Here is a 13779-nt window from a genome sequence, read left to right as displayed (position 1 = left end):
GCTCAGTCGAGGCGCAACTCGCTGTCGAGGCCCTGCGCCTGCTCGCTCGCGCTGGCGCGCAGCCTGAACAGGCGGTCCACGACCTTGCCGATGAGGTACGTCAGGACGAACGTGTAGGCGCCGACGGCCAGGATCGCGACGACCTGCTTGCCCAGCAGCGCGGCCGACCCGCCGAAGAACAGCCCGGAGATCGGGCTCCCGTACGCGCCGGTGGCGAACAGGCCGAGCAGCACGAGGCCGACGATGCCGCCCGCGCCGTGGATGCCCACGACGTCCAGGGTGTCGTCGTAGCCCGCCGAGGTCTTGATCTCCACGGCGTACGCGCAGACCACGGCGGCCACGATCCCGATGACGCTGGCACCGACCAGGTTGACGTACCCGCAGGCCGGCGTGATCGCGACCAGGCCGGCCAGCGCCCCGGTGGTGCCGCCCAGCCGGGAGAAGCGGCCGAAGCGGCGGCGTTCGAGAAGCATCCAGGTGATCATCGCCACGCAGGCGCACATCATCGTGTTCGTCACGGCGTTGGCCGCGAGGGCGCCGTCGGTCAGCGCCGAGCCGCCGTTGAACCCGAACCAGCCGAACCACAGCAGTCCCATGCCGGTCATCACCATCGGGACGTTCTTCGGCTCCGGCGGCCCCTCGCGGCGCAAGCGCACCGACGGGCCGAGCACCAGCGCCATCGCCAGCCCGGCCACGCCCGAGTTCAGCTCGACGAGCAGGCCGCCGGCGAAGTCGAGCACGCCCCAGCGGTGGATCCAGCCGCCGCTGGAGAAGACCCAGTGCGCGATCGGCACGTAGACCAGCGTCATCCAGACGACGCCGAAGACCATCCAGGGGCCGAGCCGTACCCGGTTGGCCACCGCGCCGCTGACCAGCGCGAGCGTGATGATCGCGAAGACGAGCTGGAAGAGGGAGAAGACCAGGAGCGGGATCCTGCCGTAGGCGACGGACGGGGTGGTGGTCCCGAGGAAGCCCCAGTCGCCCCAGCCGATCAGTCCCGCTCCGCCCAGGTCGGGGCCGAACGCGAGGCCGTAGCCGTACAGGAACCAGACGACCGTCACCACGGCGATGGAGACGAAGCTCATGTACAGGACGCTGATCAGGTTCTTGGCGCGGACCATGCCGCCGTAGAAGAGCGCGAGGCCCGGGGTCATGAGGAGCACCATGGCGAAACTCACCAGCATCCACGCGGAGTCGCCGGTGTTCAGCCTGTCCGCCATGTCAGCACTCCTTCAGGTCGCAGGATGCCCAGCGAACAACGGCCGCCGCGATCTTTCCACTGCCGACCTGGCCATCACGAAGATTTTTTGCTTCCATGTCGAAAAGCTCTGACCGGCTCCGCTCACCAGGTGAGGGCGCCGCGACAGGCGCGGTGCCCGGTCGACACCAGGAGACAGAAATGCCGAAGTTCCTGCTGCTCAAGCACTACCGTGGCGGCCCCGAGGCCCACCACCAGTACCCGCCGATGGACCAGTGGGCTCCCGAGGACGTCGAGGCGCACCTCGCCTTCCTCCAGCACGTGAGCGAGATGCTGGAGAAGTCCGGTGAGTACGTGGGCGCCCAGGCCCTCACCCCCGCCCGCGACTGGGTACGCTACGGCGGCCCCGACGCCGCCCCCGTCACCAGCGACGGCCCCCACCCCGAGACCAGCGACCTCGTGGCCGGCTGGTACATGGTCGACGTCGAGTCCCGCGAGCGCGCCATCGAGCTCGCCGCCTACATCTCCGCGGGCCCCGGCCCCGGCGGCGAGCCCCTGTACGAGTGGATCGACGTGCGCGAGATCATGTCCGCACCGCCGACCGACCAGGCATGACCGACGACCCGGAGCGACGGCTGGACGAGGGCGCCCTGCGCGCCCTCGTCCCCCGGGTGCTCGCGGCGCTCGTACGCAGGGGCGAGGACTTCGACGCCGCGGAGGACGCCCTCCAGGAGGCGTTGCTGGAGGCGCTGCGGGTGTGGCCCGAGCACCCGCCGCGCGACCCGCGCGCCTGGCTGGCCACGGTCGCGACCCGGCGGCTGGTCGACGCCCGCCGCAGCGAGGCCGCCCGCTGCCGCCGCGAGGAGACCACGTACGCCGAGCCGCGGCCGGCCGCCACCGAGGAGGGCGACGACACCCTCTTCCTGCTGTTCTGCTGCTGCCACCCCGACCTCGCGCCCGCCTCCCAGGTGGCGCTGACGCTGCGGGCCGTCGGCGGCCTGACCACCCGGGAGATCGCCGACGCCTTCTACGTGCCCGAGGCGACGATGGCGCAGCGGATCAGCCGGGCCAAGCGCACCCTGCGGGGGGCGAGCATGGACCGGCCCGGCGACCTGGCCGTCGTGCTGCGCGTGCTCTACCTCGTCTACACCGCCGGCCACGCGGGCCGGGTGGACCTGGCCCGCGAGGCCATCCGGCTGGCCCGCCAGCTCACCCTCGCCACCGGCGAGCCCGAGGCGCGTGGGCTCCTGGCCCTGATGCTGCTCAACCACGCCCGCCTGCCCGCCCGCCTCGACGCGCAGGGCCGCATCGTCACGCTCGACCGCCAGGACCGCAGCCTGTGGGACACCAGGGAGATCGCCGAGGGCGTGCGCGTCCTGCAGTCGGCGCTGGCGCTCCAGCGTCACGGCCGCTACCAGATCGAGGCCGCCATCGCCGCCCTGCACGACGACGCGGCTTGCGCCGAGGAGACCGATTGGAGCCAGATCCTCGCCTGGTACGACGACCTCGTGGCCCTTTCCGGCGATCCCGTGCGCCAGGACCCCGCCGCGGTGCTCGGGCGCGCGGTGGCGGTGGGTCACGTGCTCGGTCCCGCCGCGGGGCTGCGCGAGACCGAACGGCTGCGCGACGTGCTGGGCGAGCGGCACCGCTGGCACGCCGTCCGCGGCCACCTGCAGGAACTGGCCGGCGACCTTCCTGCCGCGGGCACCTCGTACGCGGCTGCCGCCAACCTGGCCACGAACGTCGCCGAACGCGACCACCTGATCCGCCAGGCCGCCCGCGCCCGCGCCGCCGTTCCCTAGGCCGGGATCCCGGTCACGACGCGCCGGGGGGCTGGTCGCCGCGTAGCCACCACAGGGACCAGAACGCCACCAGCGCCAGGACCCCCGCGGAGGCGGCGGCGGGGCTGCCGTTCTGCGCGTGGATGCCGGCGTCGGCCACCTGGATCAGCCCGCTCACCCACAGCAGCGCGCTCAGCGCTCCACGCGAGCCGCGGGCCAGGGCCACCAGCAGCGCCCCGCCCACCGCCAGCGACCGGGCCGCGCAGGCCCGCGCGTAGACGTCCACACCGGGGGTGACCTCGGCACCTGCGGGCAGCGCGAGGCCGGGGTCGGCGATCACCAGGACCGACACCGCGAGCGTGACGACCGTGGCGACCACGTTGACCACGACGAACACCCGGCGAGCCCGAGCGCGACCGGACCCTCGGCCACGCAGGCCGGTCCCTCGGCTACGCGGGGCGGACCCTCGGCCTCGCGGGGCGGGGGCCGGTCTGGACATGGCGCGCAGGAGGCTACGCATGGCGCAGCGGCTTCAGCGGCCCGGTCAGCCCCTCGGGGCGCACGCCGAACGCGACGATCCGCCCGAACAGGTGTGGAAAGCCTCGCCAGTGCCGCAACGTGCGCAACGGCTGCGGGACCCGCAACGGTTCCGCCGAGCCGGTCGGATCGACGCCGGACCAGGCACCCGTCGAACCACCGTCCGCCCCGGCGCCCGTCGATCCGCCGCCGGACCAGGTGCCCACCGGGCCGGTGCCGGGGCCCGTGGCGACGAAACTCTCCTGCGCTCGCCGCTGGGCGAACTGCGTGAGCACGGTCGGCCACTGGCGGCGCCGTTGCACGCGGGCCAGGTCCCGCCCCGTGACGTGGCCCCGGCGCAGGGCGGGCAGCAGGATGCGGGCGGCCGCCACCGCGTCCTGGATGGCCAGGTTGATGCCGACCCCGGCGATCGGCGACATGGCGTGCGCGGCGTCGCCGATCAGCAGCGCGCCCGGCGCCCACCAGCGGGGCAGCCGGTCGATGCGGATGCGCAGGGCCGCGATGTCGTGCGGGTCGAGCCCGGCCATCCGCTCCCTCGTGTACGGCGCCAGCCGCGCGATGGTCTCGCGCACCCAGGCGGCGTCCCCGGCACGGGCGGCGTCGGCCGTACCCTTGCCGATCAGCAGCGCCGCCTGCCAGTAGTCGCCGCGGTTGATCATGATGAGGCCGCCGGAGGAGGAGAAGCGCAGCACCGTGCCCTCCGGGTCGCCCTCCTCGCGCGGGACGCGCACGTACAGGCAGTCGTGCGGGGCGGCGGAGGCGCGCGGGCGCAGCCCGAGCAGGTCGCGCACGGTGGAGTGGCGGCCGTCCGCCGCGACGACCAGAGGCGCGTCGAGGCGGTGGGTGGCCCCGGTGTCCTTGTCGAGGTAGCGCACGCCCGTCACCCGGCCGCCCGAGCTGACCAGGCCGGTCACCTCGGCGTTCTGGGCGAGGTGGAAGCCGGGTGACGCGCTCGCGGCCTCGGCGAGCAGGTTGAGGAAGTCCCACTGGGGCACGAGCGCGATGTGCTGGTGGCGGCCGGGCAGCCGGGTGAAGTCCTCGGCGACGGCGCCGTCGTCGAAGCGCATGAGCAGCCGCCGCTCGCGTTGCTGCGGCAGCCGGGCGAAGCGCTCCCCCAGGCCGAGCTGGTCCAGGAGGCCGAGCGTCGAAGCGTGCACGGTGTCGCCGCGGAAGTCGCGCAGGAAGTCGGGGTACTTCTCCAGCACCGCCACCTCCACGCCCGAGCGGGCCAGCAGCAGTCCGAGCACCATGCCCGCCGGTCCGCCGCCGGCCACGACGCAGGAGAGCGAGGTTCTCGCGATGGATCCCATCTCACTCCTTCACTAAGTGGGGATAAATTCCCCGGTTCGCTCGGACTGTAACATAACCGGGGAGAGTGTCCACGGTTAGGGGAGAGCGTGAAAGAGCTACGCGCCGACGCCAGGCGCAACAGGGAGCAGATCCTGCGCGCCGCGCACCTGGCCTTCCTTGAGCAGGGGCCCGAGGCCCCGCTCGACCAGATCGCCGAGCGGGCCGGCGTGGGCAACGCCACGCTCTACCGGCACTTCCCCACCCGGATGGACCTGATCCGGTGCGTGGCGCTCGACCACATGGCACAAGTGGCCGCGCTGGCGTCCGGCAGCCTGCGCTCGGCGCCCACCGCCCGGCAGGCGCTCACCGCCTTCGCCACGCAGGTCGTCGAGCGGGGCGTGGTGGCGATGCTGCCCATCCTCGGCGGCCGCGTCGAGACCGACCCGCAGTTCCGCCCGGCCCGCGCGGAACTGCTGGAGGCGATGGAGGCGCTGGTCGCGGCGGCGCGGGCGGAGGGGGCGCTGCGGGCGGAGGTGGGGGCGGCCGACCTGGTGATGTTCCTCGCCGTGCTGACCAGGCCGCTGCCGACGGTCTCCGCGCGGCTCAACGACGTGGTGCGCGAGCGCATGCTGACCGCGCTCCTGGACGGCCTGCGCCCGATCGAGGCGACCCCGCTGCCCGGCGAGCCGATCAGCGCCGACCGCATCACCGCCGACCTGTCCGCCGCAAGACCATGATCAAGGCCACCAGGACGCGCCAGGACGTAAGGACACCCGCACAAGCCGTCAGGCCGGGCCCGCCCAGTGCAGGGCGATGTACGGCTCCGCCTGTCCCCAGTAGCGCACCCGCTCGCGGGTGATCCGGTACCCGGCGCACCGCTCGGGCTCGTCCGCCCGCCCGCGCGGGACGGGAACGTCCAGGATCCCGATGTCCTGGTCGACGTGGGCCAGCACGCCGTGGCACGGCCCACCGAGACAGATGGCGTTGCAGCCGGACAGCGTCACGACCACCAGTTTACCTTCCGCACATTCGACCCTGAAGGCCACTTTTTCCTGGCAACCACAGCATGATCTACCGCAGAGCCATGGCATCCGCCGGTGCCCGGGCCCGCCGGGCGCCGGCGGGTGTCAGGTCAGGTCCGGCGCCAGAGGGCGGGGACGTTCGGCGGCTCCCAGCCGGGAATCGCGGTGTGCGCCTGCAGACACTGGTAGGTGGCGCCGTTGTAGGTCACCTGCGTGCCGGGGGCGTAGGAGGTGCCCGCCGCCCAGGTCCCGGCGGGACCGGTGGCCGTGGGCGTCGGGGTGGGGGTGACCGTCGGGGTCACGGTGGGAGTCGGGGTGGGGGTCGGCTCACCGGGGCCGCTGCCGATCTGGAGATCGACGCAGTTGTAGAAGGCCATCTGGGTGTCGGCGATGTTCCAGATGGCCAGCAGCTTGATGCGGCCGGTGCGGTTGCCGAGATCGACGGTGTGGGTGAGCGTGGACGGGGGCTGCCTGCCCCGGTCGTTGAACACCGCGACCCGCTCGGCGCCCACGTAGTACTCCCAGGTGCTGGTGGAGTGCGGGACCGGGATGTACCACTTGAAGTTCACCGTGCTGGTGACGGTCGTGACCGGCCAGGGCTTGGAGTCGTCGCTGAGCGGGGCCCAGCGGGCGTCGCCGGCGTGGCAGTTGCGCTGGCCCTTGGGCCCTTCGACGCTCTGCGGCTCCCAGACGATCTGCCCGCAGTTGGGGACCTTGCCCGCGTGGCAGTTGGCCTGGCGGCTGGGCGGGTTGGTGATGAAGCCGTGCGCGGAGGCGGGCGAGGCGTTGTACACAACGGTGGTTGTGGCGACGACCGCCATGGCAATGAAGGTGATCAACCTTCGCATGTCATGCTTCCTCTACGGTGGCTAGGGGGTTGCTTCCTCCTTTATAGAAAAGGAAAGTTTCCTATTAGTGAAGTCTCCGGTCGGGAAAGGTCAATTTCCCCGTAGGAGCCGGGTGAGCACCCGGGTCCCGAACTCCAGGCCCTCCACCGGCACCCGCTCGTCCTTGCCGTGGAACATGCCGAAGTAGTCCAGGTCGGGACGGAGCATGAGCGGCGCGAAGCCGTAGCCCTCGATGCCGATCCTGGCGAACGACTTGGCGTCGGTACCGCCGCTCATCAGGTACGGGACCGGCCTGGCCAGCGGGTCCTCGGCGATCAGGGCGCCGGCGAGCTGGTCGAAGAACGGCGAGGGGTAGGGGGCGGCGGGGGCGTCCTCCAGGTTGACGAACTCCCGGGTGATCTTGGGGCCGAGCAGCTCGTCAATCGTGGCCAGGAACTCCTCCTGCAGGCCGGGCAGGTAGCGGCCGTCCACGTGCGCGGAGGCGGTCGAGGGGACCACGTTGACCTTGTAGCCGGCGTCCAGCATGGTCGGGTTGGCGGAGTTGCGGATCTGGCCCTCGAACAGGGTGCCCAGCACGCCGAGGCGCTCGGCCTCCGCGTCCAGGCGGCCGAGGTCGATCGGGCTGCCGGTGATCTCGGACAACGAGCTGATCAGGGCGGTCACGGCCGGCGTGAGGCGTACCGGCCACTCGTGGGTGGCCACGCGCGACAGTGCGTGGACCAGCGTGGCGACCGGGTTGTCGACCGCGGGGCGGGAGCCGTGGCCGGCCACGCCGTGGGCGGTGAGCTTCATCCAGGCGGTGCCGCGCTCGCCCACCGCGACCGGGTAGACGCGTACGTCGCCGGCCGGGACGCTGAAGCCGCCCGACTCGCTGATCGCCTCGGTGACGCCGTCGAACAGGTCGCGGTGCTCGGTGACGGCGTGGCGGGAGCCGTACTCGCCGGTGGCCTCCTCGTCGGCGAGGAAGGCCAGGACCAGGTCGCGCCGGGGACGCTCGCCGCGCGCGGCCATGCCGAGGACGGTGGCGAGCGTCATCGAGCAGGAGCCCTTCATGTCGACGGCGCCGCGGCCGTAGACGCAGCCGTCGGTGATCTCGCCGGAGAAGGGGTGCATGCGCCATTCGGCCGGGTCGGCGGGCACGACGTCGAGGTGGCCGTGGATGAGCAGCGCGTCGGGCGAGTCGCCGTCGATGCGGGCCACCACCGTGGTGCGCCTGGGCGCGGACTCGAACACCTGCGTGGCGATGCCCGCGTCCTCCAGCAGCGTGGCCACGTACTCGGCGGCCGGGCGCTCGCCCGAGCCCGGGTTGGTGGTGTCGAACCTGATCAGCTCCGAGCAGATCTCGGCGACGCTCTTCACTTGGCCCCCCGAAGGTCGCGTGCGGTCACTTCCGGCGTCTCGACGTTGAAGATCCGGCCGTAGAAGGCCAGTTCGGCTTCGAGCGCCGCGACGATAGTCTCCTCCCGGCGCCAGCCGTGCTGCTCACCGGGGAAGGTGAGCAAGGCACACTCTTTGCCGTGCCTGTCCAGTTCGGCGATGAACCGGGTGGCCTGTCCCACATCCACGATCTTGTCCTCCAGGCCGTGCATCATCAGGCACGGGCCCGAGGCGCGGGCGGCGTGCAGCAGCGGCGAGCGCTCGCGGTAGCGCTCCTCGGTCTCGGGCAGCGGGCCGATCAGGCCGTCCAGGTAGCGCGACTCGAAGTCGTGCGTCTCGCCCGCCCAGGCGGCCGGGTCGGTGATCGCGTAGTGGGCCACGCCGCCGGCGAACACGTCGCTGTGCACCAGCGCCGCCACCGTGGTCCAGCCGCCGGCGCTGCCGCCGCGGATGGCGAGCCTGGCCGCGTCCGCGCGTCCCAGCTCGACCAGGCCGCGCGCGACCTTGGCGCAGTCGTGCACGTCCACGACGCCCCACTGGTGACGCAGCCGCTCCCGGTAGGCCCTGCCGTACCCGGTCGAACCGCCGTAGTTGACCACGGCCACGCCCAGCCCGCGCGAGGTGAAGTAGGCGATCTCCAGGTCGAGCATCAGCGGGTGCGCGCCGGTCGGGCCGCCGTGCACGAAGACGACGTAGGGGGCGGGGCTCGCCGCGGGCGGGTAGAGGTGGGCGTGCACGCCCTCGATCACGACGGTCTCGGGCGTGGGCAGCAGCTCGCGGGGCGGCAGCGGCTTGGGCGCCGACACGACGGTGTGCTCGCCGTCGGCCAGGCGCACCGCCGTCACCTCCATCGGCGTGTACGGCGAGGCCGCCACCCCGGCGGCGATCCCGCCCGCGGCCGACACCGTCGCGGCCCAGTGGGTGGCGGCGCCGCCGAGGTCGCGGATGTCCCCGCCGGCCGGGTCGAGCAGCCCGAGCCGGCGATCGTCGGGCGAGCCGTAAACGACGACCAGCCCCTCCCCCGTCACCGCGAACCACGCGGCGCCCGGCTTCCACACCGCGTTGCCGAACTCCAGCTCCACCGGCGTCAGGTTGCGCGCGCCCGAGCCGTCGCGGGCGACCTCGTGCAGGTTCCACCAGCCGGTCGGGTCGGTGACGGCGTAGAGGGTGTCCTCGTCGCGCCATTCGGCCTGCACGACCGACTCGCGCTCCCCGCCCGCCACCACCCGGTACGGCCCGGCGCTGCCGTCCCCGTCCAGCTCGGCCACGCACAGCTCGGTGCCGTCCCAGGGCATGTCAGGGTGTTCCCAGCCGATCCAGGACAGATGGCGTCCGCCGGGTGACAGGCGGGCGTTCATCAGGAAGTGGTGGGCCTTGACGACCACCCTCGGCTCGCCGCCCGCCAGCGGGATCGCGACCAGGTCGCGGGCCAGGCCGTTGGTCTCCCTGACCGCCCACACCTCCTCGCGGCCGGGTGGCAGGTAGAGGTCGCCGTAGTGGTAGGGGCCCTCGGGGGTCAGCGGGACCGGCTCCTTGCCCGGGTGGAGCAGGTAGAGGCGCTGGTCGGCCCAGTGGGTGAAGACGAGCGCGGCGCCGGGCAGGGGGCGCCAGGACCGCCCGCCGTACTCGATGAGCCGGTTGCGGGCGTTCCACCCCTCGGGCAGGACGTCGTGGCGCGAGCCGTCCGGCAGGCGGCGCACCACGCAGCGGCGCCCGCCCTCGTGCGGGCGGGGCTCGTCCCACCACACCTCGACGCCGTCCGGCGTCTGGACGGTCTCCACCCACTGGGCGGCGCCGTCGGTTCTGGCCACGTCGATCGCGCTGATGCTCATGCTCGTCACCAATTGCCGTCGGAAGGGGGAAGCGCCTGACCGGGCGGGTGCAGGACGAAGACGATGCCGCCGCTGCCCGAGCTTCTCAGCCACACGTTCTCGAAGGCCGCCCTCGGATAGGTCCGCCGCACGTCCGGCACGGCGGGATCGTTGGCGACGACGTCGCCCTCGGCGGTGAACCCGGCGACGACCAGGATGTGGCCGCCGGTCGAGTAGCCGGAGCCGGGCAGCTCGTGCTCCTTGAACGACAGCGAGGTGATCACCGGGATGCCGGAGCCGACCAGCGTCTCCAGGTCCCGGGCCGAGCGCAGCCTGGTCACGAAGCCGTCCAGGCCGTAGCGGCCGGCGTAGGCGACGCAGAAGGGCCAGTTGCCGGTGCCCTGGTAGCTCTGGTCGTAGGTGCCCCGGGCGGCGTGGTCGACGGCGGGGCACGGGTCGCCCGGGGCGACCCAGGTCAGGTCGGCGGGCTTGGGGCCGCGGCCCCAGTAGGCCAGCACCATGGCGACCGCGGCGGGGCCGCACCAGTTGGCGCCGCCGCCGTCCCATTCCGGGTGGTGGCCGGTGTGCTCGCGCTGGGAGTACCGGGGGACGTCGAGTATCACGGCGGCAGCCGTACCCGGTGGGCTGGGCGCCACGCTCGGGCGGTGCGGGATCGCCGAGGCCAGCACGCCCAGCGACCTGACCCGCGCGCCGGGGCCGTGCGTGTCGACGCGCACCCGGCAGGCCGTCACCGGCTCCTTCGCCACGAACGAGTCCACGGCCACGTCGCCGTGCTCGTCCCCCTGGCCCGGCACCGACGTACGGCCGGGCTCCTCCGACCAGCGGCCCATCACGTACCACTTGGTGGCTTCCCCGGAGGCCAGCCTGGCCTGCAGGCGGACCTCGATCCACGAGCCCTCCGGGGCGCTCGCCGTCCACGAGGGCACCAGTTCGGTCGCGGCGAAGCCCAGCTCGGTGAAGGCGGTGCGGCCTGGGTCGAGCCGGGTGTAGGAGACGGGCACCGGCACCATTGTGGTTTCGGCCCGCATGTCGCGCATCGGAAGGTTTACGTACTGATCGCGACGAGGGTGGCGATCCAGGCGGCGAGCATCTCCACCACGTCGTCGAAGGTGTCCTCGTCCGGCGGGGGCGGGTCCAGGTGGGCCGCCGCGCGGGCCCGCCAGCGCTCGATCTCGCTGTGCCCGGCGACCACGGCGATCGTCTGGCGCCAGGCGCGGCCGGCGTCGCGCGGGGACAGGCCGAGCGCGGCGAAGAAGGCGAGCATGGCCTCGTTGCCGCGCCTGGTGTCGTCGTGCACGTCGAGCGCGGTGGTCTCGGCCAGGCGCAGCGCCGCCGGGTGGCGGCGGTAGAGGTCGAGCAGGCCGAGGCACAGCTCGCGCAGGCTCTCGCGCCAGCGGGCCGGGTCGAGCTCCGGCGGGTTCCACCGGCTTTGGAGCAGGTCGGCGGCCAGGCGTACGGCGTCGTCGCGGTCGGCCACGTACTTGTACAGCGCCCGCGGCGTGACCTCCAGGTGCGCGGCGAGCGCGCGCATGGTCGGCTCGGCGTCGCCGAGCTCGAGGACCGCGCGCCCGATCGCCTCGCGGGTGAGCGTCGGCCGTCCCTTGCGGAACTCGGGCCGCTTCCTGGTGCGCTCCATCGTGCGGCAGCTTATCAGCCTTGAAGTTCACACATGTGGACTTTAAGGTGAGGGAAGCCTTCCCTAAGGAGTCCTGTCTTGGCTGTCCTGATCATGACGATCGCGGCGACCGCGCTGCTCGTCATCGACATCACGATCGTCTCCATCGCGCTGCCCACCATCCAGGCCGACCTCGGCGGCGGTCTGGCGGCCGCGCAGTGGATCATCATCGGCTACACCGTCACCTTCGGCGCCCTGCAGCAGCCCGCCGCCTCGCTGTCCGACCGCCTGGGCCGGCGCGCCATGTTCACCGCGGGCATCACCGTGTTCACCGCGTCCTCCCTGGCCTGCGGGCTGGCGCAGTCCACGCTCGCCCTCGACCTGGCCAGGCTGGCCCAGGGCGCCGGGGCCGCGCTGATCATGGCCAACGCGCTGCCGATGCTCGCCCAGACCTACGAGGGCCAGCGCCGCAACATGGCCATCGCGGTCTGGGGCACCACGCTCGGCGCCGCGGGGGCCGCCGCGCCCGTGCTCGGCGGATTCCTGCTGGCCGTGGCCGACTGGCGGGCGTTGTTCCTGGTCAACGTGCCCGTCGGCGTGGTCGCCCTGTTCCTGTGCCGGCGCGTGCTGCCCGCCGACGGCGCGCGCGGCACCGCGCCGATCGACTGGGCGGGCGCGACGCTCCTGCTGCTGCTCCTCACCGCCGCCAACCTCGCCCTCACCCTCACCCAGTGGTGGTACGGCGCCGCCGCCGTCCTCCTGCTGGCCGCCTTCCTCCTGGTCGAACGCAGGGCCGCGGCCCCAGTCCTCGACCTGTCGCTGTTTCGCATCCCGACCTTCGTGGCCGCCTCGCTGCTGGCGTTCGTCTCCCGCGTGGCCACGATCGGCAGCTCGGTCTACTACGTCCTGTACTTCGAGCGGGAACTGGGGCTGACGCCGCTGGCCACCGGGCTGCTGATGTGCGCCATCCTCGTGCCGCAACTGCTGACCGGGCTGCTGGCGGGCAAACTGCAGGCCAGGTTCTCGCCGTCGTTCCTCATCGCGGCGGGCTCTGCCGTACTGGGGGTGGGCGGGGTGCACCTGGCCCTGACCATCGCGCCGGGGGCGAGCGCCTGGGACTTCCTGCCCGGCCTCATCCTGTGGGGCGTGGGCGGCGGCCTGGCCGCGACGCCCAAGACCACGCTGGCCGTCAACGTCGTGACCAAGGAGCGGGCCGGGATGGCCTCGGGGATGGTCAACAGCATGCTGGCCATCGGGGCGGCGGCGGGCGTGGGCCTGCTCGGGATCCCCTATGCGGCGGGCGGGGCGTCCCTGGTCATGTACACGGCCGCGGGACTGTCGGTCGTCACGGCGGTCATCGCGCTGGTCCTGGTCCGCTCCAAGGATTTGGTCACCGGCGCTCCCGTCGCCAGATGACCCGATGGGCGCCCTGGGAGGGCCGATCGGGGCACTGCGGGCGGGCGCTGGGGGCGGGCCTCGGACGTTGGGGCGGGCCTCGGACGTTAGGGGAGGGTTGAGCGGGTCAGGGCGCGGGAGACGCCGAGGGCGGCAGTCTTGACGGCCGGGGCCAGGCGGGTCGGGTGGAAGCGCGACAGCGGGACCGACACCGAGAGCGCCGCCACCGCGACCCCCTCGCGGAAGATGGGCGCGGCGATGCAGGCGCCGCCGATCTGCGCCTCCTCCCGCTCGTAGGCCAGGCCCGCCGCCTGGATCTGGCCGATCGCCTCCTCCAGGCGCTTGGGGTCCACGATGGAGTGCGGGGTGAGCCGGCGCAGCGGCCGGGCGAGCACCTCGTCGATGAACTCGGGCGTGGAGTAGGCCAGCAGCGCCTTGCCGACGCCGGTGCAGTTCAGCGGCAGCCGTCCGCCGACCCGCGAGGGCAGCGCGAGCGACTCGTGCGCGCGCAGCTTCTCGACGTAGACGACGTCGAGCCCGTCGCGGACGCCGAGGTGGATGGTCTCGCGCGTGGCCTCGTACAGGTCGTGCATGAACGGCAGCGCCGCGTGCCGCAGATCGCGTTCCAGCGGAACCGTGCTGCCCAGCTCGAACAGCCTCCGCCCCAGGACGTAACCGCGCTCGCGGCGCTCGACGGCGCCGATGGCGGTCAGGTCGGTGAGGAGCCGGTAGGCGGTGGTCTTGGGGAGCTGGCAGCGCTCGGCGACCTCGATGAGGCGCAGCGGGCCGCCGGTGGGGCGGAAGGCGTCCAGGACGAGCCAGGACTTCTCCAGCATCGAGAGGCGGTCCGGGTTCCGTGTCACGGAACGCATTCTTGTCTATCC

Annotated in this window: 14 protein-coding genes; 4 read left to right on the top strand and 10 right to left on the bottom strand. The window is 72.9% G+C overall.

What is annotated here, in order from left to right; translation table 11 throughout:
* Nucleotides 1–2: 2 nt before the first annotated feature.
* Entirely contained in the window at nt 3–1220 is a 1218-nt protein-coding gene (locus tag ACIBEJ_RS01155) for an ammonium transporter (RefSeq protein ID WP_397180533.1), read from the bottom strand.
* 179 nt (nt 1221–1399) lie between these two features.
* On the opposite strand from ACIBEJ_RS01155, the gene ACIBEJ_RS01150 reads away from it, so the two are divergent.
* Entirely contained in the window at nt 1400–1813 is a 414-nt protein-coding gene (locus ACIBEJ_RS01150) for a YciI family protein (RefSeq protein ID WP_397180532.1), read from the top strand.
* Nucleotides 1814–1833: 20 nt separating this feature from the next.
* Nucleotides 1834–3000 carry an RNA polymerase sigma factor gene (locus ACIBEJ_RS01145; RefSeq protein ID WP_397181981.1) on the top strand — a complete coding sequence of 389 codons (1167 nt, stop codon included), beginning with the start codon at nt 1834–1836 and terminating at the stop codon, nt 2998–3000.
* A gap of 13 nt (nt 3001–3013) precedes the next feature.
* On the opposite strand, the gene ACIBEJ_RS01140 is transcribed toward ACIBEJ_RS01145, so the two are convergent.
* Together ACIBEJ_RS01140 and ACIBEJ_RS01135 are read right to left on the bottom strand one after the other, a co-directional pair.
* The gene (locus tag ACIBEJ_RS01140; RefSeq protein ID WP_397180531.1) at nt 3014–3376 is read right to left on the bottom strand and encodes a DUF4267 domain-containing protein; all 363 of its coding nucleotides are present in this window, start codon (nt 3374–3376) and stop codon (nt 3014–3016) included.
* A 115-nt stretch (nt 3377–3491) separates the two neighbouring features.
* Entirely contained in the window at nt 3492–4826 is a 1335-nt protein-coding gene (locus ACIBEJ_RS01135; RefSeq protein WP_397180530.1) for an FAD-dependent oxidoreductase, read from the bottom strand.
* 87 nt (nt 4827–4913) lie between these two features.
* On the opposite strand from ACIBEJ_RS01135, the gene ACIBEJ_RS01130 reads away from it, so the two are divergent.
* On the top strand, nt 4914–5543 hold the full coding sequence (locus ACIBEJ_RS01130; RefSeq protein ID WP_397180529.1) for a TetR/AcrR family transcriptional regulator: 630 nt from the start codon (nt 4914–4916) through the stop codon (nt 5541–5543).
* 48 nt (nt 5544–5591) lie between these two features.
* On the opposite strand, the gene ACIBEJ_RS01125 is transcribed toward ACIBEJ_RS01130, so the two are convergent.
* From ACIBEJ_RS01125 to ACIBEJ_RS01100, 6 genes are all read right to left on the bottom strand, one after another.
* Entirely contained in the window at nt 5592–5810 is a 219-nt protein-coding gene (locus ACIBEJ_RS01125) for a hypothetical protein (RefSeq protein ID WP_397180528.1), read from the bottom strand.
* A 128-nt stretch (nt 5811–5938) separates the two neighbouring features.
* Complete coding sequence (locus ACIBEJ_RS01120) at nt 5939–6676, bottom strand: lytic polysaccharide monooxygenase (RefSeq protein ID WP_397180527.1); 738 nt, start codon at nt 6674–6676, stop codon at nt 5939–5941.
* 90 nt (nt 6677–6766) lie between these two features.
* Nucleotides 6767–8035, bottom strand: a complete 1269-nt coding sequence (locus tag ACIBEJ_RS01115; RefSeq protein ID WP_397180526.1) for a M20/M25/M40 family metallo-hydrolase — start codon at nt 8033–8035, stop codon at nt 6767–6769.
* A complete protein-coding gene (locus ACIBEJ_RS01110; protein ID WP_397180525.1) occupies nt 8032–9885 on the bottom strand; it encodes a prolyl oligopeptidase family serine peptidase in 1854 nt (617 codons plus the stop codon). Before ACIBEJ_RS01110 ends, ACIBEJ_RS01115 begins: the two co-directional genes overlap by 4 nt.
* Nucleotides 9886–9890: 5 nt before the next feature.
* Nucleotides 9891–10913: a C39 family peptidase gene (locus tag ACIBEJ_RS01105; protein WP_397180524.1), complete on the bottom strand. Its 1023-nt coding sequence runs from the start codon at nt 10911–10913 to the stop codon at nt 9891–9893.
* Between the two features lie 17 nt (nt 10914–10930).
* Nucleotides 10931–11521: a TetR/AcrR family transcriptional regulator gene (locus tag ACIBEJ_RS01100; RefSeq protein WP_397180523.1), complete on the bottom strand. Its 591-nt coding sequence runs from the start codon at nt 11519–11521 to the stop codon at nt 10931–10933.
* Between the two features lie 78 nt (nt 11522–11599).
* On the opposite strand from ACIBEJ_RS01100, the gene ACIBEJ_RS01095 reads away from it, so the two are divergent.
* Nucleotides 11600–12916, top strand: coding sequence for an MFS transporter (locus ACIBEJ_RS01095; protein WP_397180522.1), 1317 nt, complete (start codon nt 11600–11602; stop codon nt 12914–12916).
* Between the two features lie 86 nt (nt 12917–13002).
* On the opposite strand, the gene ACIBEJ_RS01090 is transcribed toward ACIBEJ_RS01095, so the two are convergent.
* Complete coding sequence (locus tag ACIBEJ_RS01090; RefSeq protein WP_397180521.1) at nt 13003–13767, bottom strand: IclR family transcriptional regulator; 765 nt, start codon at nt 13765–13767, stop codon at nt 13003–13005.
* Nucleotides 13768–13779: the final 12 nt, after the last annotated feature.

This window comes from Nonomuraea sp. NPDC050790 (assembly GCF_044456745.1).
In the GTDB taxonomy this organism is placed as follows: Bacteria; Actinomycetota; Actinomycetes; order Streptosporangiales; family Streptosporangiaceae; genus Nonomuraea.
This window is presented reverse-complemented; position numbering and strand designations above follow the sequence as displayed.

What these genes read in the sequence shown, in the direction of transcription:
- ACIBEJ_RS01150 (WP_397180532.1), top strand. Translation starts at nt 1,400, where the DNA reads ATGCCGAAGTTCCTGCTGCTCAAGCACTACCGTGGCGGCCCCGAGGCC.
- ACIBEJ_RS01100 (WP_397180523.1), bottom strand. Translation starts at nt 11,521, where the DNA reads ATGGAGCGCACCAGGAAGCGGCCCGAGTTCCGCAAGGGACGGCCGACG.
- ACIBEJ_RS01135 (WP_397180530.1), bottom strand. Translation starts at nt 4,826, where the DNA reads ATGGGATCCATCGCGAGAACCTCGCTCTCCTGCGTCGTGGCCGGCGGC.
- ACIBEJ_RS01120 (WP_397180527.1), bottom strand. Translation starts at nt 6,676, where the DNA reads ATGCGAAGGTTGATCACCTTCATTGCCATGGCGGTCGTCGCCACAACC.
- ACIBEJ_RS01090 (WP_397180521.1), bottom strand. Translation starts at nt 13,767, where the DNA reads ATGCGTTCCGTGACACGGAACCCGGACCGCCTCTCGATGCTGGAGAAG.
- ACIBEJ_RS01105 (WP_397180524.1), bottom strand. Translation starts at nt 10,913, where the DNA reads ATGCGGGCCGAAACCACAATGGTGCCGGTGCCCGTCTCCTACACCCGG.
- ACIBEJ_RS01155 (WP_397180533.1), bottom strand. Translation starts at nt 1,220, where the DNA reads ATGGCGGACAGGCTGAACACCGGCGACTCCGCGTGGATGCTGGTGAGT.
- ACIBEJ_RS01110 (WP_397180525.1), bottom strand. Translation starts at nt 9,885, where the DNA reads ATGAGCATCAGCGCGATCGACGTGGCCAGAACCGACGGCGCCGCCCAG.